The sequence below is a fragment of the Citrobacter sp. S39 genome (genome assembly GCF_009495675.1).
In the GTDB taxonomy this organism is placed as follows: Bacteria; Pseudomonadota; Gammaproteobacteria; order Enterobacterales; family Enterobacteriaceae; genus Citrobacter; species Citrobacter freundii.
In genome coordinates, this window is the sequence record NZ_CP045555.1 from 2,551,686 (window position 1) to 2,570,876 (window position 19,191).

Annotated in this window: 15 protein-coding genes and 2 pseudogenes; 8 read left to right on the plus strand and 9 right to left on the minus strand. The window is 52.4% G+C overall.

The features are described from left to right. Nucleotides 1–134: 134 nt before the first annotated feature. Complete coding sequence (gene nudI / locus GFB57_RS12055; RefSeq protein WP_003027643.1) at nucleotides 135–560, minus strand: nucleoside triphosphatase NudI; 426 nt, start codon at nucleotides 558–560, stop codon at nucleotides 135–137. Nucleotides 561–876: 316 nt separating this feature from the next. Here nudI and GFB57_RS12060 point away from each other — a divergent pair, with 316 nt between their 5' ends. The 6 genes from GFB57_RS12060 to yfaU all read left to right on the plus strand — a co-directional run bounded on the left by GFB57_RS12060 (nucleotide 877) and on the right by yfaU (nucleotide 7,085). Next, a complete protein-coding gene (locus tag GFB57_RS12060) occupies nucleotides 877–1,419 on the plus strand; it encodes a YfaZ family protein (RefSeq protein ID WP_003027640.1) in 543 nt (180 codons plus the stop codon). A gap of 79 nt (nucleotides 1,420–1,498) precedes the next feature. Then, nucleotides 1,499–2,701 (plus strand): nicotinamide mononucleotide deamidase-related protein YfaY, encoded by a 1,203-nt coding sequence (locus tag GFB57_RS12065; RefSeq protein ID WP_003027637.1) that lies wholly within the window; start codon nucleotides 1,499–1,501, stop codon nucleotides 2,699–2,701. Between the two features lie 218 nt (nucleotides 2,702–2,919). Continuing rightward, complete coding sequence (locus GFB57_RS12070) at nucleotides 2,920–3,702, plus strand: IclR family transcriptional regulator (RefSeq protein WP_003027633.1); 783 nt, start codon at nucleotides 2,920–2,922, stop codon at nucleotides 3,700–3,702. A 13-nt stretch (nucleotides 3,703–3,715) separates the two neighbouring features. After that, the gene (gene rhmD, locus GFB57_RS12075) at nucleotides 3,716–4,921 is read left to right on the plus strand and encodes an L-rhamnonate dehydratase (RefSeq protein WP_003027631.1); all 1,206 of its coding nucleotides are present in this window, start codon (nucleotides 3,716–3,718) and stop codon (nucleotides 4,919–4,921) included. Nucleotides 4,922–4,977: 56 nt separating this feature from the next. Next, on the plus strand, nucleotides 4,978–6,267 hold the full coding sequence (locus tag GFB57_RS12080) for an MFS transporter (RefSeq protein WP_003027628.1): 1,290 nt from the start codon (nucleotides 4,978–4,980) through the stop codon (nucleotides 6,265–6,267). 14 nt (nucleotides 6,268–6,281) lie between these two features. After that, nucleotides 6,282–7,085 (plus strand): 2-keto-3-deoxy-L-rhamnonate aldolase, encoded by an 804-nt coding sequence (yfaU, locus tag GFB57_RS12085; protein WP_003027625.1) that lies wholly within the window; start codon nucleotides 6,282–6,284, stop codon nucleotides 7,083–7,085. Between the two features lie 43 nt (nucleotides 7,086–7,128). Here the strand turns inward: yfaU and GFB57_RS12090 are convergent, their stop codons facing one another. The 4 genes from GFB57_RS12090 to glpA form a co-directional block, all read right to left on the minus strand. After that, nucleotides 7,129–8,079: an Rpn family recombination-promoting nuclease/putative transposase gene (locus tag GFB57_RS12090; RefSeq protein ID WP_003027622.1), complete on the minus strand. Its 951-nt coding sequence runs from the start codon at nucleotides 8,077–8,079 to the stop codon at nucleotides 7,129–7,131. A gap of 183 nt (nucleotides 8,080–8,262) precedes the next feature. Beyond that, entirely contained in the window at nucleotides 8,263–9,453 is a 1,191-nt protein-coding gene (gene glpC / locus GFB57_RS12095; protein ID WP_003027620.1) for an anaerobic glycerol-3-phosphate dehydrogenase subunit GlpC, read from the minus strand. Then, nucleotides 9,450–10,709 carry a glycerol-3-phosphate dehydrogenase subunit GlpB gene (glpB, locus tag GFB57_RS12100; protein WP_290366796.1) on the minus strand — a complete coding sequence of 420 codons (1,260 nt, stop codon included), beginning with the start codon at nucleotides 10,707–10,709 and terminating at the stop codon, nucleotides 9,450–9,452. The genes glpC and glpB overlap by 4 nt, the downstream gene beginning before the upstream one ends. Next, nucleotides 10,699–12,327: an anaerobic glycerol-3-phosphate dehydrogenase subunit A gene (gene glpA, locus GFB57_RS12105; protein WP_003027617.1), complete on the minus strand. Its 1,629-nt coding sequence runs from the start codon at nucleotides 12,325–12,327 to the stop codon at nucleotides 10,699–10,701. Before glpA ends, glpB begins: the two co-directional genes overlap by 11 nt. A 270-nt stretch (nucleotides 12,328–12,597) precedes the next feature. Between glpA and glpT the strand changes: the two are divergent. Both glpT and glpQ read left to right on the plus strand, forming a co-directional pair. Continuing rightward, a pseudogene (gene glpT / locus GFB57_RS12110) lies at nucleotides 12,598–13,961 on the plus strand (glycerol-3-phosphate transporter). Between the two features lie 3 nt (nucleotides 13,962–13,964). After that, the gene (gene glpQ, locus GFB57_RS12115; RefSeq protein WP_003027612.1) at nucleotides 13,965–15,032 is read left to right on the plus strand and encodes a glycerophosphodiester phosphodiesterase; all 1,068 of its coding nucleotides are present in this window, start codon (nucleotides 13,965–13,967) and stop codon (nucleotides 15,030–15,032) included. Between the two features lie 62 nt (nucleotides 15,033–15,094). Here the strand turns inward: glpQ and GFB57_RS12120 are convergent. The 4 genes and pseudogenes from GFB57_RS12120 to nrdA form a co-directional block, all read right to left on the minus strand. After that, nucleotides 15,095–15,184, minus strand: a pseudogene (locus tag GFB57_RS12120) (hypothetical protein); the annotation flags it as partial. A 21-nt stretch (nucleotides 15,185–15,205) separates the two neighbouring features. Next, entirely contained in the window at nucleotides 15,206–15,460 is a 255-nt protein-coding gene (gene yfaE, locus GFB57_RS12125; RefSeq protein WP_003027609.1) for a ferredoxin-like diferric-tyrosyl radical cofactor maintenance protein YfaE, read from the minus strand. Next, nucleotides 15,460–16,590 carry a class Ia ribonucleoside-diphosphate reductase subunit beta gene (gene nrdB / locus GFB57_RS12130; protein WP_003027605.1) on the minus strand — a complete coding sequence of 377 codons (1,131 nt, stop codon included), beginning with the start codon at nucleotides 16,588–16,590 and terminating at the stop codon, nucleotides 15,460–15,462. The genes yfaE and nrdB overlap by 1 nt, the downstream gene beginning before the upstream one ends. 110 nt (nucleotides 16,591–16,700) lie before the next feature. Continuing rightward, complete coding sequence (nrdA, locus tag GFB57_RS12135) at nucleotides 16,701–18,986, minus strand: class 1a ribonucleoside-diphosphate reductase subunit alpha (protein ID WP_003027604.1); 2,286 nt, start codon at nucleotides 18,984–18,986, stop codon at nucleotides 16,701–16,703. Nucleotides 18,987–19,191 lie beyond the last annotated feature (205 nt).

A 19,191-nucleotide genomic window follows, 5' to 3' on the forward strand; every position in this document is an offset into this window, starting at 1 on the left:
CAGTGGGGAGTGGTTTATTTGTTTGAATATAAATAGTTTTTAGTCATTATGGCGGTATTGTTCTCTGTTGCTGAATGCTGAGAGCAATACCGCTAATGTGATCATTGTTTATATTACGTTTAAACTCGGGGGACTTACAGTAACCCTTTCAAGGTTAACGTTTTACGTGTGGCGATATTTAAGTCGTAGGTGCCAAGATCTTCCGCTTTAACCCAGGCGAACGCCTGGAACTCTTCGTTAATGTTCACTTCACGATTAGCTGCCACACAATCGAAGATGAGATAAATCATATAAATCTCTTCCTGGCTGCCATCCGCGTACGTTTTAGTACGAATATCGTCACTGAAAGTCCATGGCGTAATTTCTGATAACACCAGCTGCTCGCCCAGCTCCTCTCTCACTTCCCGGCGCAAAGCTTCTTCGATGCGCTCACCCGGCTCAACGCCACCGCCAGACAGCGCCCACTGACCGGGAAACACACCGCGGTCGTCAGCCATTTTGCAGAGTAAATAGCAGCCATCGTTTTGAATTAATGGGCAAACAATTGTTCTTTGGCGCATAGGTCAAGTCCTTCCAGGGCGGGTATTAAGAATTCCATCATCCGTCTATCTTACCTTTTGCTGGCTGGAGAAAAAACGCTTCATCGACGATTAAGTCCGTACGGGCGAGGAAAAATTGATTGTTGTTGAAAATGGCGTTCAGGGATGCAAACGATAGATTACATACAAAAATTTAACCTTATCTAATCTCATTAAGTAGTATTTAGTTACAATATGGTCTTGCATCGCTTTTTTAGCTCATTGATTCCTCGTCATCTGACAGTACAATTCACCGGTTTTGGGGCTATGTTTTGATTCTTGCAGGAAAGGATAGAAAATGAAAAAAAGTTTACTGTTGGGTTTTGCCGGAATGCTGTTTGTTTCCGCTTCGGCAAACGCGATTAGCATCAATGGTCAGGCTGGCGAAGACTACACCAACCTTGGATTCGGTATGGGTACTGAGACCACTGGTCTGGCCGTCAGCGGCAACTGGATGCATAATGATGACGACGGCGATGTTGCTGGGCTGGGCCTGGGGCTGAATATCCCGCTGGGTCCACTGTTGGCGACCGTTGGTGGTAAAGGTGTTTATACCAATCCAAACGATGGCGATGAAGGTTATGCTGCGGCTGTCGGTGGTGGTTTACAGTGGCCGATCGGCGACAGCATTCGTCTGTTTGGTGAGTACTATTACTCTCCTGATTCGCTTTCCAGCGGTATCGACAGCTATGAAGAAGCAAATGCCGGTGCGCGTTTGACCATTATGCGTCCGCTGAGCATCGAAGCCGGTTATCGTTACCTGAACCTGGCAGGTAAAGATGGTAACCGTGATAACGCAATTGCTGATGGCCCGTACGTTGGGGTTAACGCCAGCTTCTAACATTTCTGGCGCGGCGTTCAGTCGCGCCTTCCCCCCTCCATGCGTTATAGTGTTTTCATCATAAAAGCAGGAGAACACGATGTTAAACGTGGAGATGCTATCCACCGGGGATGAAGTGTTGCACGGACAAATCGTCGACACCAATGCCGCCTGGCTGGCCGATTTTTTCTTTAATCAGGGTTTACCGCTAACACGCCGCAACACGGTAGGTGACAATCTTAACGATTTAGTCGCCGTTTTGCGTGAGCGTAGCGAACACGCCGATATACTGATCGTTAATGGCGGTTTGGGGCCAACCAGCGATGATTTGAGCGCGCTGGCAGCGGCAACGGCAAAAGGCGAAGGGCTGGTGCTGCATGAAGCATGGCTGACCGAGATGGAGCGATATTTCCGCGATCGTGGCCGCGTGATGGCGCCGAGCAACCGCAAACAGGCTGAACTTCCGGCCAGCGCTGAGTTTATCAATAATCCGGTGGGTACCGCGTGCGGGTTCGCCCTGAAGCTTAACCGCTGCCTGATGTTCTTTACACCGGGTGTACCGTCAGAATTTAAAGTCATGGTTGAGCATGAGATCCTGCCGCGTTTGCGTGAGCGTTTCTCTTTGGCTCAGCCCCCGTTATGCCTGCGATTAACCACCTTTGGCCGTTCTGAAAGTGAGCTGGCACAAAGCCTGGATCCGCTGACTTTGCCACCGGGCGTAACAATGGGATATCGCTCCTCAATGCCGATTATTGAGCTGAAGCTGACCGGGCCGGATTCCCAACGTGAAGCGATGTTGGCGCTGTGGCCAGAAGTTAAGCGAGTTGCCGGACAGAATATGATTTTCGAAGGTACGGAAGGCTTGCCCGCACAAATTGCCCGCACGTTACAGGAACGGCAATACAGCCTGACGCTGAGCGAACAATTTACCGGTGGTCTGGTCGCGTTGCAGCTTTCTCGCGCTAATGCTCCGTTGTTGGCGAGCGAAGTTGTTCCGCCCCAGGAAGAAACGCTGGCGCAAACGGCGCATTGGGTAACCGAGCGACGTAGCAAACATTATGCCGGGCTGGCTTTGGCGATATCAGCTTTCGAAAACGAACATATTAACTTTGCACTGGCCACCCCCAATGGGACATATGGTTTGCGCGTTCGGCTGAACGCTAATCGCTACAGCTTGTCGATTCGTCAGGAAGTGTGCGCAATGATGGCGCTAAATATGCTGCGCCGTTGGCTTAACGGACAGGATATTGCCAGTGAGCACGGCTGGATCGACGTAGTGGAATCTCTGATGCTACCTGCCTGATTTATTCTCTCTCTACTTCTCGTAACGGGAAGGCATGCTGGCCTTCCCATTTTCAGTCCAACCTATTGTACTCCCTGTAAAAAAATCTGTGCGTTAGTTCACAATTGCACTCGTTTTTTCTCCAGCCTACTGGAAGAGCGGGAGGATTTGATGCACTTCACAATTTTAACCACCTTAACTCACCACACTGATTCCAGTATCTCAGACTGGAGTCCAGTATGTTGGAATCAAGTAAAGTTCCCGCGCTCACCAGGGCGATTGAAATACTCAATCTCATTGCGCGTATCGGCCCATGCAGTGCCGCTATCATCATAGAAACGCTGGGTATTCCAAAAAGTACCGCGTATCTATTACTGAACGAACTGAAACGTCAACGCTTCATCAGCATTGATCATCAGGAGAATTACTGCCTGTGGACCAAGCTGGTTGAACTGTCGGGACATGCCCTGAGCAAGATGGATTTACGTGAACTGGCCCGTCCACGGTTGACACAACTGATGGATGAGACCGGACTGCTTTGCCATCTGGGGATCATCGACCACGAAAGCGCGTATTACATCCTGAAAGTAGAGTCGTCATCGACTATCAGCGTGCGCTCCCACGAAGGGAAAAGTCTTTCGCTCTATCGCTCGGGTATCGGCAAATGTCTGCTGGCCTGGCAACCTGCCGCCGTACGTAAAGCCATTATTGAACAACTGATATGGGAACAGGCAACGCCGACCACTATCACCAAACCACAGCAGTTGAAGGACGAGCTTGAGCGTATTCGTCAGCGTGGATGGAGCTTTGATAATGGCGAAGATTATCCCGATGTTCGCTGCGTCGCTGCGCCAGTTTTTAACGCTAGCAATGAGCTGACCGCCGCGATTTCAGTGGTTGGCACGCGTCTGCAAATTAACGAAGAGAACCGTGATTATCTGGCTGGTAAAGCGATTTCCTGCGCCAAAGATATTTCACGCCTGCTGGGATGGAAAAGTCCCTTCGACTCACTTGCTTCATAAAAAGGAGAACATCATGACCCTACCTAAAATTAAACACGTCCGCGCCTGGTTTACCGGTGGTGCCACGGCGGAAAAAGGCGCTGGCGGTGGTGACTATCACGATCAGGGCGCTAACCACTGGATTGACGATCATATCGCCACGCCAATGAGTAAATATCATGAATACGAGCAATCGCGTCAGTCTTTTGGTATCAACGTGTTAGGAACGCTGATTGTTGAGGTAGAAGCTGAGAACGGGCAGACCGGTTTTGCCGTGTCGACGGCAGGGGAGATGGGTTGCTTTATTGTAGAAAAGCATCTCAATCGTTTTATCGAAGGGAAATGCGTTAGCGATATCAAACTCATTCATGACCAGATGCTCGGCGCAACAATGTATTACTCCGGATCTGGCGGTCTGGTGATGAACACCATCTCGTGCGTAGATCTGGCGCTGTGGGATCTGTTCGGCAAAGTGGTGGGGTTACCGGTCTACAAGTTGTTGGGTGGCGCGGTACGAGACGAAATTCAATTCTACGCGACGGGCGCGCGTCCGGATCTGGCAAAGGAGATGGGCTTTATTGGCGGCAAAATGCCAACTCACTGGGGGCCGCACGATGGGGATGCCGGGATCCGCAAAGATGCAGCAATGGTCGCTGATATGCGCGAAAAATGTGGCCCTGATTTTTGGCTGATGCTCGACTGTTGGATGAGTCAGGATGTGAACTATGCCACCAAACTGGCTCATGCCTGCGCGCCGTATAATCTGAAGTGGATCGAAGAGTGTCTGCCACCGCAGCAGTATGAAGGCTATCGCGAACTGAAACGCAACGCCCCTGCAGGGATGATGGTCACCAGCGGTGAACACCATGGAACGCTACAATCTTTCCGCACCCTATCTGAAACCGGCATCGACATAATGCAGCCGGATGTAGGCTGGTGCGGTGGGTTAACCACGTTAGTAGAAATTGCCGCTATTGCGAAATCACGCGGACAGCTGGTGGTGCCGCATGGCTCATCGGTCTACTCGCATCATGCGGTGATCACGTTCACCAACACCCCGTTCAGTGAGTTTTTGATGACCAGCCCGGATTGCTCAACGATGCGCCCACAGTTTGATCCGATCCTTCTGGACGAACCCGTACCCGTCAATGGCCGCATTCATAAGTCGGTGCTCGACAAACCGGGATTTGGCGTCGAACTTAACCGCGACTGCAATCTGAAGCGCCCTTATAGCCACTAATGACCTGTGCGTTGCCATTGCCACGGCAACGCCCTCATTTCTTTGAGGATCTTGCGATGAGTACCACGTTACTTGACGGTGTGGTGAAGAAAAACCGCGCCCGTTTGATTCCCTTTATGCTGGCGCTGTATGTGCTGGCGTTTCTTGACCGCTCGAACATCGGTTTTGCCAAAGAGACCTATCAGATTGATACCGGCCTGAGCAATGAGGCTTATGCGTTGGGGGCGGGGATTTTCTTTGTGGTTTACGCCTTTCTGGGCGTTCCTGCCAACTTGTTGATGCGTAAATTTGGCGCCAGAACCTGGATTGGCACCACCACGTTACTATGGGGATTTCTCTCCGCGGCGATGGCATGGGCGGACACAGAAGCAAAGTTTCTGGTCATCCGTACTCTGCTGGGTGCGGCAGAAGCAGGGTTCTTCCCCGGTATGATATACCTGACGTCGCAGTGGTTCCCCCAGCGTAATCGCGCCAGCATCATGGGGCTATTCTACATGGGGGCGCCGCTGGCATTAACCCTGGGATCGCCGCTTTCAGGTGCACTGTTGGAGATGCACGGTTTTATGGGACATCCGGGGTGGTTCTGGATGTTCGTTATCGAAGGTTTACTGGCGGTAGGTGCAGGCGTTTTTACCTTCTTCTGGCTTGACGACACGCCACAGCAAGCGCGTTTCCTTAGCGCCGAGGAAAAGGCTGCACTCATTAGCCAACTGGCGAGTGAAGAGGAGAAAAAGGTCACTTCGCGCCTGTCGGACGCGTTGCGTAATGGCCGCGTCTGGCAACTGGCGATCATCTATCTGACGATTCAGGTCGCGGTGTATGGCTTGATCTTCTTCCTGCCCACTCAGGTTGCCGCATTGCTGGGAACAAAGGTCGGCTTTACGGCTTCAGTCGTGACGGCGATACCGTGGGTAGCGGCGTTGTTTGGCACCTGGCTTATTCCGCGTTATTCCGATCGCACTGGCGATCGACGTAACGTTGCTGCGCTGACACTGCTGGCGGCCGGGATTGGCATTGGCTTGTCCGGGCTGGTTTCACCGGTACTGGCGATCGTGGCGCTTTGCGTCGCTGCGGTTGGTTTCATCGCCGTACAGCCGGTGTTCTGGACGATGCCAACGCAGCTTCTTTCCGGGACTGCTCTGGCGGCGGGGATCGGCTTCGTCAACCTGTTTGGTGCCGTAGGCGGCTTTATTGCCCCCATTCTGCGCGTCAAAGCAGAAACGTTGTTTGCCAGCGATGCGGCAGGTCTGCTGGTTCTGGCGGGCGTCGCGATGATTGGCTCGCTTATCATCTTTACGCTGAGTGTGAACCGTTCGGTTTCACAAGCAGGCGCTGTGCATCATTAATTGTAAGGATCGTTATGAACGCATTGTTATCAAACCCCTTCAAAGAAGGATTGCGGAAAGGGGAAGTCCAGGTTGGCCTGTGGCTCAGTTCGACCACCTCCTACATGGCAGAGATTGCCGCGACGTCGGGCTACGACTGGCTGTTGATTGATGGTGAACATGCGCCGAATACGGTGCAGGATCTCTACCACCAGCTCCAGGCGATTGCGCCTTATGCCAGTCAGCCGGTAGTCCGTCCCGTTGAGGGCAGTAAAGCGTTGATCAAGCAAGTGTTGGATATTGGTGCGCAGACGTTGCTGATTCCTATGGTCGACAGTGCGGAGCAGGCGCGTCAGGTGGTTTCTGCGACTCGTTATCCACCACTCGGGGAGCGTGGCGTTGGTGCCAGCGTGGCGCGGGCGGCGCGCTGGGGACGTATCGACAATTATATGGAACGGGCCAATGAATCACTGTGCCTGCTTGTGCAGGTCGAGAGTAAAGCCGCACTGGATAATCTGGATGCGATTCTGGACGTTGAAGGTATTGACGGTGTCTTTATCGGCCCGGCGGATCTTTCTGCATCACTGGGCTATCCGGATAACACCGGACACCCGGAAGTACAAGAGATCATCGAGCAAAGCATTCGCCGTATCCGCGCAGCCGGAAAAGCCGCCGGTTTCCTCGCCGTCGACCCGGCAATGGCGCAAAAATGTTTGCAGTGGGGCGCGAATTTTGTCGCTGTAGGCGTCGATACCATGCTTTATACCGAAGCGCTGGATCGCCGGTTGGCAATGTTTAAGCCGGAGAAATCAGCACAAACGTTAAAAAGCAGTTACTAATATCAGGCCCGATGGTATAAGGCTATCGGGCCTGAGATCTGTGCTAATGGTTGCTAGCCGCCCCGTCGTCAGCAGAAAAACCGGTAATGCCCAGTACGATTTCACGATCAATACCATGTTCCAGCATCATGCGAGCAATCCGTGTTGCTTCTTCTTGCGTACCTTTTTGTACTCCTTGTTCTAATCCTTGTTCTAATCCTTGTTGTAACCCTTGTTGCAGCCCATCGTGGTGACCTTCTTGTCTGAGCCTCTCTGCGATTGTCATCAGCCTCTCCTTGTTATGAGGGGAACGTTCGGCAACTTTATGGATAAATTCGTTGACGTGAGAAACGTCGCCGTACCGTAGCAGGTAATTTAATAGCGTTTGTAGCTGGCTGTCATTAGCGGTGCTTGTAACTAATAACGAGACCAGTCGGTCCACTAATCCCATCAAATCACGATCGCGGATATGTTTTTGCATCAACTCAAGCAGCGCAACACGCCGATGTTGCACGATTTCATCGTCAGGTATCACGGTAATATCGACCAGCGGAAAGGCTTCTGAATAAAGCTGTCGTGCCAGCTGTGGATTGTCAAATTCATCCAGCCAGTTGAGTGACCAGGGATAGGGGCTTTGTTGACCGTGATAAAACAACATTGGGATCACCAGCGGCAGCGTTTTATTCCCGGCATCAAGATGATGCTGCATCGCAGCGGTGGCATAGCGCATCAGGCGGAATGCCATGTGCTGCACGGCTGTACTCTGATGTTCGATGACACAATAGATATAGCCGTCACCTTCGTGGGTTTTTAGCGACCACAATACGTCGGAGTAGTACGCGCGGAGATCCTGTTCGATAAAACTGGTGGACTCCAGCTTCAGCGTTTGCAAATTGCATATCTCACGTAATGTGGCGGGGAGGTGAATCTCCAGAAAATCCCGGGCCATCTCAGGATAAGAAATGATCTTTTTAAAAACCGCATCATGCGGTGTGGATGTAGTGGGTTTAGCCATGGTAGTCCGTCACCAGAAAGAGAATATGGCGTGACGGTATCTACTTTTAACAAGCGCTGCATATGAGAAATTGATTTTTTGCGTGGGTGAATCAGAGATAAATACGCCCGACTGCAACGTATTCAAATAAGCGGAACTGGATGCGCAAAAATGCCCGGTAGCAAACACCACCGGGCAACTGAGTTACCCCAACGCTTTGGCAAGCAGGGTGATAGGATGTTCGCAACGCTTACTGGTAGACATCTCAATCTGCCATTTACAGGTTTCGCAGTCGGTGACGACGATATCTGCGCCGCTTTCTTCAATTTGGCGGAATAACGGTGCGCCAATAGACTGTGAAGTCGGGTAGTTTTCCTTTTTAAAGCCGTAAGTCCCGGCAATCCCACAACACTGAGAATCCAGCACCGTCAGCTCCAGCCCCGGAATTTGTCGCAGTAGCTCCAGCGTGTAGAGCGTCCAGCCCATTTTCTCCATATGGCATGGCGTGTGATAGACCACCTTCAGCGGCAGCGTTTTCAGCGGCAGCGTTTTACCTTCATCCAGCTTGCGCCACAGCCAGCGGGTTGCCAGTTCAATGTGTTCTCGCAGGCCTGAGTTGTCGACATCCAGCACTTCTGGATATTCATCACGTAGCGCAAAGGTACAGGTTGATGAGGTGGCGATCACCGGAATGCCTTTGCCATCAATCGCTTCCCGGAGTGAGGCCACGTTGCTGACCGCCTGCTTACGCGCTTTATCTGTAAATCCGTTAGCAATCAGCGGCACGCCACAGCATTTCTCTTTACTCAGCAGTTGCACGCCGGTTCCCATCGCATTCAACACCTTGATCAGGTCTTTGCCAAGCTGGGGATGGTTGTAATTCACAAAACAGCCGTGGAAAAAGGCGACCTGATCCTGATACTGCGCCTGCTGTGCGGCAATGCTGCGATACCAGCGGCGGAAGGTGCCAAAGGAGTACTTCGGCAGCGTACGGCGATGATCGATTTTTAGCGCGTAATCCAGCAACTGACGTACCGGTTTTAGTGAGGTGGCGGTATTCACTATTGGGGCGAAGGGGGTGGAAACGCTACCCATTAAATCGGTATGGCTTAAGACGAAGTTACGCAGCGATGGGCGCGTCGTGTCGTATTTGGCGCGCGCGCGCTGGATGATATCGCCGATTTTCACGTCTGACGGACAGGCCACTTCGCAGCGCTTACAGTTGATGCAGTATTTCAGCGCATCGTCATATAGTGCGCCATCTTTCAGGCGCAGACGTTCACCGTCCGGGCCGGCCTGCTTAGGGCCCGGGTAGCTCGGGTTGACGCGGCTTACCGGGCAGGCGGTGGTGCACACCGTACATTTGATACAACTTTCAAAACGTGTGTCGCTCATTGCTGTCCTCCTGCACGTTTCGCAATATGATGTGCGGCATGTAAGGCGCTGACTGCGCACACGCCGCCTCCGCAACCCTGGGCGATAGGGTCGAATCCGCCGAGGACGGAACCGATGGCGTACATGTTCTCTATCGTTTTTCCCGCCAGTGATGGGCGCAATGTGGCATCGGTTGTGACGCCAAACAGTTGCCACGGTTGTGGATCGAAAACATCACGCTGATACCACTCGGCGCGGGTAGCTGTTTGCTGTACATCCAGTCCCAGGATTGGTTCGTGGATTGCCTCACGCGTGGCGACCAGCCCGCTGCTGAAAAAACTGCCGCTGGCGAGCACGGCGAAACGTGGCCGCAACGGGATATCGGCATGATTTCGGGTCCAGATTTCGCTGACCACGCCGTCCTGACAGGTGATTTTCTTCACTTCATCACCCGGCATCCACACACCGCCCTGGCGCACAAACTGGCGCTGCAATTTGTTGTGTAAACGCATGCCCAGTACCGAAGGAGGTAGGGTCGGTAACAGTGTCAGCGAGCAGGGGAGGCGCTCGTTAAGCCACTGCCAGAGCCGCTCATCTGCCAGACCAAAGCAGGCCGGCATGATTATCATGTCGCAGATTTTTGCCATTGGCAGCAATGCGTCATAGAGCAGCGACCATTTATCTTCGTTATCCAGCAGGCGCGCAATATTAACGGCGCGAAACTCGGTTGGGTTATCACGCAGGACATCCAGTTCCGGCAGTTCGATTTCTGCCGTCTCGACGCTGAGATTACGTTGGCGTAATGACGCCGCGGCGAGATGCGCCTGAAAATCCAGTAACCCGCTAATCCCTACAACGCATATACGCTGCGCGGACAGCGGCCAGACCGGCACTTCCGGGGAGCTTAACCAGGTTGAGCGCAGGGTGCCCAGCGGGGTAACACGTTGATGTGCCTGATGCACGTTGCCTTGCAAATGCGCTCCGCATTCTTCCAGTAAATTTTGCGCCTGCTGGGCCAGTTCCAGAACGTTCTGCGTTCCGATGGTGCTATACGGATGTGCGGGTGCCTGAGTGTGCAGTGCATTCAAACCCGCTTCTATATCCGTCACCGGTTGACCATCGGGTAAGCTGCTGAGCAAATCCAGTGAGCCGGAGGAAAAATGCAGGGCGCTTTGGCCGCGGGTAACAATCGTGCAGCGCAGTCCGCTTTTTTGCAGTTGCAGGCCACATAGCAGTCCAGCGAGGCCGCCGCCGATAATGACGGTATCAAATTTCATCCTGGTGCTCCTTTTCCAGACCACACAACCCTTGATAAACCCAGCGAGTGAATTCGCTTTCGCGCAGTGCATCTCCCCAGGCAATAGGCTGCACACCTTTCCAGCGTTCGTTGAGGAAGTCGGAAAGCTGAGTAATGGATTGTGCTGCGGTAGTGACATTAAAACGTTGCAGCAAACCTGCGGCGCGACAGGCACACAATTCGCCCTGGCAGGTCCCCATTCCGACGCGGGTACGGCGACGCAAATCGAGCAGACTGTTGACGGTTAAATTCTCGACGGCGTATTGCACTTCGCCTGCGGTGACCGCTTCGCATTCACAGACCAGGCTGCGATGTTGACGGCCTTCGCTCAGCCACGCTGGGGTACGATCCCCATGGCGATAGACTGCCGAACCGCGTAGCGGCGCAGGTAACGAAATAACGCGTTTAAGCGTATGCTCGGTAGATTCCTGTGAGCCAGGCAACGCGGTGTCTGCGGTTGTGCAAGGCTGGGTATTGCCCAGCTTACGGCAAACGGCATCGGTAGCCCACTCCGCCATCAGGCGGTAGGTCATCAGTTTGCCGCCGGTAATGGTGATAAACCCTTCCAGTCCGTCACGCTGGGCGTGATCGAACAGGACAATTCCACGGCTGACGTTACGCCCGGTGGGATCGTCGTCGCTGGCTACCAGCGGACGCACGCCGGAGTAGGCGCGTAAAATGCGCGTTTTCGCCATAATCGGCGCCAGTTTCTCGCCTTCACGCAGCAGAATGTCAACTTCTTCTGCGGTGACGCGGTTGCTATCGATATCATCGTAATCAATGTGCTGCGAGGTGGTACCGATCAATGAGATGGTATCGCCTGGCACCAGAATATCGGCGTCAGACGGTTTACGGCAGCGGTTGATGACATGCTGGTTAATCCGATGATCCATAATCAGCAACGAACCTTTGGCCGGGAACATACGGATGCTCAGATCGGCATATTCCGCAATGCGTTGACCCCAGATCCCGGCGGCGTTCACCACAACCGGTGCATGCAGGGACTGCATTTCGCCCGTCAGATGATTGCGCACATTAACGCCGCAAACTGTTGCTCCTTCACGGATAAGTCCCGTGACTTCATGCGCCGTTAAGATAACCGCGCCATGCTCACGCGCATCCAGCATGTTGGCGGCGGTTAAGCGGAAAGGATCAACCGTGCCGTCCGGCACTTTTACCGCACCAATCAGCTGTGGATTCACGGAAGGTTCGATAATACGTGCTTGCTGAGGGTCAATCGCTTCTGCGCGAATCCCTGCCTCTTCACAGGCGCGAATAAAGGTCGCCTGAAAGGAGAGCTCATCCTCCGGCAGGGTAATAAACAGACCGTCCGTTGGCTCAACGCAATGGCGGGCGATACGTTTCAGAATTTGGTTTTCGCTGATGCACTCACGGGCAGATTCAGCATCGGTGACGGCGTAGCGTGCACCGCTGTGCAGCAGGCCGTGGTTGCGCCCGGTCGCACCTGTGGCGATATCGTGGCGTTCCACTAAGATGACGCGCAACCCGCGCAGCGCACAATCGCGTGCGATCCCTGCACCTGTTGCTCCTCCACCAATGATAATCACGTCACTTGTTTGCGAGTCGCGAATTTTCATTGTTTTTCCTCACAGTTCGTTTTTTATCATTTAGCCACATAAAAAACATGGATTGTTTGATTTCGCGCATAATCGCTCATTATTCGAAAATGAAACGTGATTTCGTGCGCCTTTATGAACATTTGTCATAAATCTGTAACAATATGTGCTGCGTTTCACATTTTTGTTATGTATCTTTCCTTAACATCGCGGCCACACTGGGAGCGGTAGGGTAGTAATGACGAACTGCAGTGTTTACTTCGAATGAAAGACGGCCACGGAGGCTACACTATGTTGAGCATTTTTAAACCAGCGTCACACACGGCGCGTTTACCTGCAGCGGAGATCGACCCGACATATCGTCGATTACGTTGGCAGATTTTTCTGGGGATTTTCTTTGGTTATGCCGCGTACTATCTGGTACGTAAGAACTTTGCCCTTGCGATGCCGTATCTGGTTGAGCAGGGGTTCTCGCGTGGCGATCTGGGTTTTGCGTTGTCCGGTATCTCCATTGCTTACGGATTTTCGAAATTCATCATGGGGTCCGTTTCGGATCGCTCGAATCCGCGCGTTTTCCTGCCAGCCGGTTTGATTCTGGCTGCCGCAGTGATGCTGTTCATGGGCTTTGTGCCGTGGGCGACATCGAGCATCGCGGTAATGTTTGTGCTGCTGTTCCTCTGCGGATGGTTCCAGGGGATGGGATGGGATGGCCGCCGTGTGGTCGTACCATGGTGCACTGGTGGTCGCAGAAAGAGCGTGGCGGCATCGTTTCCGTTTGGAACTGTGCGCATAACGTGGGTGGCGGTCTGCCTCCTCTGTTATTCCTGCTGGGTATGGCCTGGTTCAATGACTGGAAAGCGGCGCTGTACATGCCTGCTTTCGGTGCGATCGTCGTCGCGCTGTTTGCTTTTGCTCTGATGCGTGACACTCCGCAGTCCTGTGGTCTGCCGCCAATCGAAGAGTACAAGAACGATTATCCGGACGATTACAACGAGAAAGCGGAAGAAGAGCTGACTGCGAAGCAGATCTTCATGCAGTACGTACTGCCGAACAAACTGTTGTGGTACATCGCTATCGCCAACGTGTTTGTTTATCTGCTGCGCTACGGCATCCTGGACTGGTCGCCGACTTACCTGAAAGAAGTGAAGCATTTTGCACTGGATAAATCATCCTGGGCCTACTTCCTGTATGAATATGCGGGTATTCCGGGCACGCTGCTGTGTGGCTGGATGTCGGATAAAGTCTTCCGTGGAAACCGTGGCGCGACCGGCGTGTTCTTTATGACGCTGGTGACGATTGCGACCATCGTTTACTGGATGAACCCGGCAGGCAACCCGAACGTAGATATGGCTTGTATGATTATCATCGGCTTCCTGATCTACGGCCCGGTCATGTTGATTGGTCTGCATGCGCTGGAACTGGCACCGAAAAAAGCGGCAGGTACGGCGGCTGGCTTTACTGGTCTGTTCGGTTATCTCGGCGGTTCTGTGGCTGCGAGCGCCATTGTCGGCTACACCGTTGATTTCTTCGGTTGGGACGGCGGCTTTATGGTGATGATTGGCGGTAGCGTGCTGGCGGTTATTCTGCTGGTAGTCGTCATGATTGGCGAAAAACGCCATCACGAAGAGATGCAGCTCAAGCGTAACGGGGGCTAATAGATGAAAACCACATTGAAAAGTCTCAGCGTGGCGCTGATGCTGGCAGGTATGGTTGTGAGCAGCGCGGCGCTTGCCGCAGATAAAATCGTGATTGCGCACCGTGGCGCCAGCGGTTATCTACCGGAGCATACGTTACCTGCGAAAGCGATGGCCTATGCTCAGGGAGCGGATTACCTGGAACAGGATTTGGTGATGACTAAGGACGACCATCTGGTCGTCCTGCATGACCACTATCTTGACCGCGTCACCGATGTTGCCGAGCGTTTCCCGGATCGTGCGCGTAAAGATGGGCGTTACTATGCTATCGACTTTACGCTGGATGAGATTAAGTCGCTGAAATTTACCGAAGGCTTTGATATCGAAAATGGCAAAAAGGTCCAGACCTACCCGGGGCGTTTCCCGATGGGTAAATCTGATTTCCGTGTGCACACTTTCGAAGAAGAGATTGAGTTCGTTCAGGGATTAAATCATTCAACCGGTAAAAACATCGGCATTTACCCGGAAATGAAAGCGCCGTGGTTCCATCATCAGGAAGGGAAGGACATTGCGGCTAAAACGCTGGAAGTACTGAAAAAGTACGGGTACACCGACAAGAACGATAAGGTCTATCTGCAGTGTTTTGATGTCGCAGAGTTAAAGCGCATTAAGAATGAACTGGAACCGAAGATGGGGATGGATCTCAATCTGGTACAGTTGATTGCGTACACTGACTGGAATGAAACTCAGGAGAAAAAGCCAGACGGCAGTTGGGTTAATTACAACTACGACTGGATGTTTAAACCGGGTGCCATGAAGCAGGTTGCGCAGTATGCGGACGGCATTGGGCCGGACTACCACATGCTGATTGATGAGAAGTCGAAGAAGGGCAATATCTCGTTAACTGGCATGGTGCAGGACGCACATCAGAATAAGATGGTGGTGCATCCTTATACCGTTCGCGCCGATCAACTGCCGGATTACACCACTGACGTAAACCAGCTGTATGACATTCTTTATAACAAAGCGGGTGTTGACGGGCTGTTCACCGACTTCCCCGACAAAGCAGTGAAATTCCTGAATAAAGAGTAATGGCATAAGGCCTGTGATGCACCTCCGGTCACAGGCCTTATTGGACGAAACGTTATTAACTGCTAGATAAGGCCGTCTGCTGTTAACGTTTTCCTACATGCCTGCAGGAGAAATAAAGGGCTGCCGTTCATCGGCGGCTCTTTTGCCAGTAACAATTTTTATCCCGCCTTGCGTTACAGCTCTATTTCAATATCGCCTTTTGCCCGGCAACAACAGGGCAAAATTTCACCGGGCTGAATGAAGGCCAGAGGTTCGGCAATCCAGTCAACCTGTCCTGCCACCAGGCGGGTACGACAGGAGCCGCAGTAGCCTTCACGACACTGATATTCGACTTCAACATCGTGCGACTCGAGTGCGGCAAGTAGGGAAGGATGTTCATCCTGGCACAGCAGTTGTGTGCCAGAGATGCGCAAAGTCACGCGGCCCATCAGAGCTGGAAGTTACTCAGGTCGTCGGTATCAACTTCCGAATCGATCTGGCCGACCAGATAAGAGCTGACTTCCACTTCCTGCGGTGCGACCTGGACGTTATCAGACACCAGCCAGGTGTTGATCCACGGGATCGGGTTAGAGCGGGTCTGGAAAGGCAGATCGAGTCCGACAGCCTGCATACGGATGTTGGTGATGTACTCAACGTACTGGCACAGAATGTCTTTGTTCAGGCCAATCATTGAGCCATCACGGAACAGATAGTCCGCCCACTCTTTTTCCTGCAGCGCGGCCTGTACGAACAGGTCGTAACATTCTTGTTTGCACTCTTCGGCAATTTCCGCCATCTCCGGATCGTCTACACCGCTGCGCAGAAGGTTCAGCATATGCTGAGTACCGGTCAGATGCAGGGCTTCGTCGCGGGCGATCAGACGAATAATTTTCGCGTTGCCTTCCATCAGTTCACGTTCGGCGAATGCGAAGGAGCAGGCGAAGCTGACATAAAAGCGGATCGCTTCCAGCGCGTTGACGCTCATCAGGCACAGATACAGCTTCTTCTTCAGCTCACGCAGGTTTACGACAACCGTTTTGCCATTAACGGTATGCGTACCTTCACCGAGCAAATGCCAGTAGCTGGTCATCTCGATCAATTCGTCGTAGTAGCTGGAAATACCTTCTGCGCGTTTCTGGATTTGCTCATTAGTGACGATATCGTCAAACACCACCGCCGGATCGTTAACGATATTGCGAATAATATGAGTGTAGGAGCGGGAATGGATTGTTTCAGAAAACGCCCAAGTTTCCACCCAGGTTTCCAGTTCAGGGATCGAGATTAACGGCAGCAGCGCGACGTTTGGACTACGTCCCTGAATGGAGTCCAGCAGCGTCTGATACTTCAGGTTGCTGATGAAGATATGTTTTTCATGTTCCGGCAATGCCTGGAAATCGATACGATCGCGAGAAACATCGACCTCTTCCGGACGCCAGAAGAAAGAGAGCTGCTTTTCGATCAGTTTTTCAAAGATGTCATATTTTTGCTGATCGTAGCGGGCGACGTTCACCGGCTGGCCGAAGAACATCGGTTCCAGAAGCTGATCATTTTTCGTCTGTGAAAAAGTGGTGTATGCCATTGATGTGAATCCTGTCTGGAATGTACTGCCGGATGCGCTTTGCTTATCCGGCCTACAATACCGCGAATTAATTTGTAGGCCGGGTAAGCGCTACGCCACCCGGCAAAAGATTAAATCTTACATGCGCCGCTTTCGCAGCCATCGTCCTGAATGGACGGTACCAGATCGTCCTGAGAGTCTTCCGCACCGTCACGGGTGTTCTGATAATACAGCGTTTTGACACCAAATTTGTAGGCGGTGAGCAGGTCTTTCAGCAACTGCTGCATCGGTACTTTTCCGGACGGGAAGCGCGACGGATCGTAGTTGGTGTTGGCAGAAATCGACTGATCGATAAATTTCTGCATGATACCTACCAGCTGCAGGTAGCCGTCGTTGTTCGGCATTTCCCACAGCAGTTCATATGCGTCGTGCAGGTGTTCGTAGTCCGGCACGACCTGACGCAGAATTCCATCTTTCGATGCTTTGATGCTCACGTAACCGCGTGGTGGTTCAATACCGTTGGTGGCGTTGGAGATCTGCGAAGAGGTCTCGGACGGCATCAGAGCGGAGAGCGTGGAGTTACGCAGACCGTGAGTTTTAATTGATTCGCGCAGGCTTTCCCAGTTGTAATGCAGGGATTCGCTGACGATAGCATCCAGGTCTTTTTTATAGGTATCGATCGGCAGAATGCCTTTCGCATAGGTGGTTTCGTTAAACCACGGGCATGCGCCTTGCTCTTTCGCCAGCTCGTTAGACGCTTTCAGCAGGTAATACTGAATCGCTTCAAAGGTTTTGTGAGTCAGGTTATTAGCGCTGCCGTCAGAGTAGCGTTTACCGTTTTTCGCCAGCCAGTAGGCATAGTTGATAACGCCAATACCCAGCGTACGACGCCCCATCGCACCGCGTTTGGCGGCCGGAATCGGATAATCCTGGTAATCGAGCAGCGCATCCAACGCACGTACCGCCAGTACGGCCAGCTCTTCCAGTTCGTCCAGACTTTCGATAGCGCCCAGGTTAAATGCGGACAGCGTACACAGCGCAATTTCGCCGTTTTCATCGTTAACGTCGGTCAGCGGTTTGGTCGGCAGGGCGATTTCCAGGCACAGGTTGGACTGGCGTACCGGCGCGACAACCGGATCAAACGGGCTATGGGTGTTGCAGTGGTCAACGTTCTGAATATAGATACGACCAGTAGAGGCACGTTCCTGCATCATCAGTGAGAACAGCTCAACCGCTTTCACGCGCTGTTTGCGGATGCTGTCGTCGTTTTCATATTGGGTGTACAGACGTTCGAACTCATCCTGATCGGCGAAGAACGCGTCATACAGACCCGGGACGTCGGACGGGCTAAAGAGGGTGATGTCGCCGCCTTTCAGCAAACGGGTGTACATCAGTTTGTTGATCTGTACGCCGTAGTCCATGTGACGAACGCGGTTGCCTTCGACGCCACGGTTGTTTTTCAGGACCAGCAGGCTTTCAACTTCCAGGTGCCACATTGGGTAGAACAGCGTGGCTGCACCGCCGCGTACGCCACCCTGAGAGCAGGATTTCACCGCAGTCTGGAAATGCTTGTAGAACGGAATACAGCCAGTGTGGAACGCTTCACCGCCGCGAATCGGGCTACCCAGCGCACGGATGCGACCGGCGTTAATGCCGATACCGGCACGCTGAGAAACGTATTTCACAATCGCGCTGGAGGTTGCGTTGATGGAGTCAAGGCTGTCGCCGCACTCGATCAGAACACAGGAGCTGAACTGACGCGTTGGGGTACGCACGCCGGACATAATCGGCGTCGGCAGCGAGATTTTGAATGTAGAAACAGCGTCGTAGAAACGTTTCACATATTGCAGACGTGTTTCACGCGGATAGTTAGAAAACAGGCAGGCTGCTACCAGAATGTAGAGGAACTGTGCGCTTTCATAGATCTCACCGGTAACACGGTTTTGCACCAGATATTTGCCTTCTAACTGCTTCACCGCAGCGTAGGAGAAGGTCATATCACGATCGTGTACGATGAACGAGTCCATCTGCTTGAACTCTTCTTCCGTGTAGTCTTCCAGCAGATGATTGTCGTATTTGCCCATTTCAACCATTTTCACGACATGGTCAAACAGTTTTGGCGGTTCAAACTCGCCGTAGGCTTTTTTGCGCAGATGGAAAATCGCCAGACGGGCGGCCAGATACTGATAATCCGGCGCTTCGCGGGAGATCAGGTCGGCGGCAGCTTTGATGATTGTTTCATGGATATCGGAGGTCTTGATACCGTCATAAAACTGAATGTGGGAGCGCAGCTCGACCTGAGAGATCGATACGTTATTCAGTCCTTCTGCCGCCCAATCCAGAACTCGGTGGATTTTGTCGAGATTGATGCGCTCTGTACTACCATCACGCTTTGTCACCAGCAGACTCTGATTCATGTGGTTTTTTACCTGTCCGTGAAAGAAAAAATATCCCCCATATTATCCACAGAGTCATGTTGTGACTAAGTCTGTGGATAAATACTATATGTAGGGGTTGTTTGATAAAATAGACGCTATATGGTGAGTATTCTAGTAGGGATTCTTTTCAGCACAAGAGTTGATTTTGAGGTTAAATTGAGGTTGCAAAAGGGTGAGAATCGCT

Coding starts and splice junctions, on each gene's coding strand:
- GFB57_RS12070 (WP_003027633.1), top strand. CDS start 2,920: ATGTTGGAATCAAGTAAAGTTCCCGCGCTCACCAGGGCGATTGAAATA.
- glpB (WP_290366796.1), bottom strand. CDS start 10,709: ATGAAATTTGATACCGTCATTATCGGCGGCGGCCTCGCTGGACTGCTA.
- nudI (WP_003027643.1), bottom strand. CDS start 560: ATGCGCCAAAGAACAATTGTTTGCCCATTAATTCAAAACGATGGCTGC.
- nrdB (WP_003027605.1), bottom strand. CDS start 16,590: ATGGCATACACCACTTTTTCACAGACGAAAAATGATCAGCTTCTGGAA.
- GFB57_RS12090 (WP_003027622.1), bottom strand. CDS start 8,079: ATGGCTAAACCCACTACATCCACACCGCATGATGCGGTTTTTAAAAAG.
- rhmD (WP_003027631.1), top strand. CDS start 3,716: ATGACCCTACCTAAAATTAAACACGTCCGCGCCTGGTTTACCGGTGGT.
- GFB57_RS12065 (WP_003027637.1), top strand. CDS start 1,499: ATGTTAAACGTGGAGATGCTATCCACCGGGGATGAAGTGTTGCACGGA.
- glpA (WP_003027617.1), bottom strand. CDS start 12,327: ATGAAAATTCGCGACTCGCAAACAAGTGACGTGATTATCATTGGTGGA.
- glpQ (WP_003027612.1), top strand. CDS start 13,965: ATGAAAACCACATTGAAAAGTCTCAGCGTGGCGCTGATGCTGGCAGGT.
- yfaU (WP_003027625.1), top strand. CDS start 6,282: ATGAACGCATTGTTATCAAACCCCTTCAAAGAAGGATTGCGGAAAGGG.
- GFB57_RS12080 (WP_003027628.1), top strand. CDS start 4,978: ATGAGTACCACGTTACTTGACGGTGTGGTGAAGAAAAACCGCGCCCGT.
- nrdA (WP_003027604.1), bottom strand. CDS start 18,986: ATGAATCAGAGTCTGCTGGTGACAAAGCGTGATGGTAGTACAGAGCGC.
- yfaE (WP_003027609.1), bottom strand. CDS start 15,460: ATGGGCCGCGTGACTTTGCGCATCTCTGGCACACAACTGCTGTGCCAG.
- GFB57_RS12060 (WP_003027640.1), top strand. CDS start 877: ATGAAAAAAAGTTTACTGTTGGGTTTTGCCGGAATGCTGTTTGTTTCC.
- glpC (WP_003027620.1), bottom strand. CDS start 9,453: ATGAGCGACACACGTTTTGAAAGTTGTATCAAATGTACGGTGTGCACC.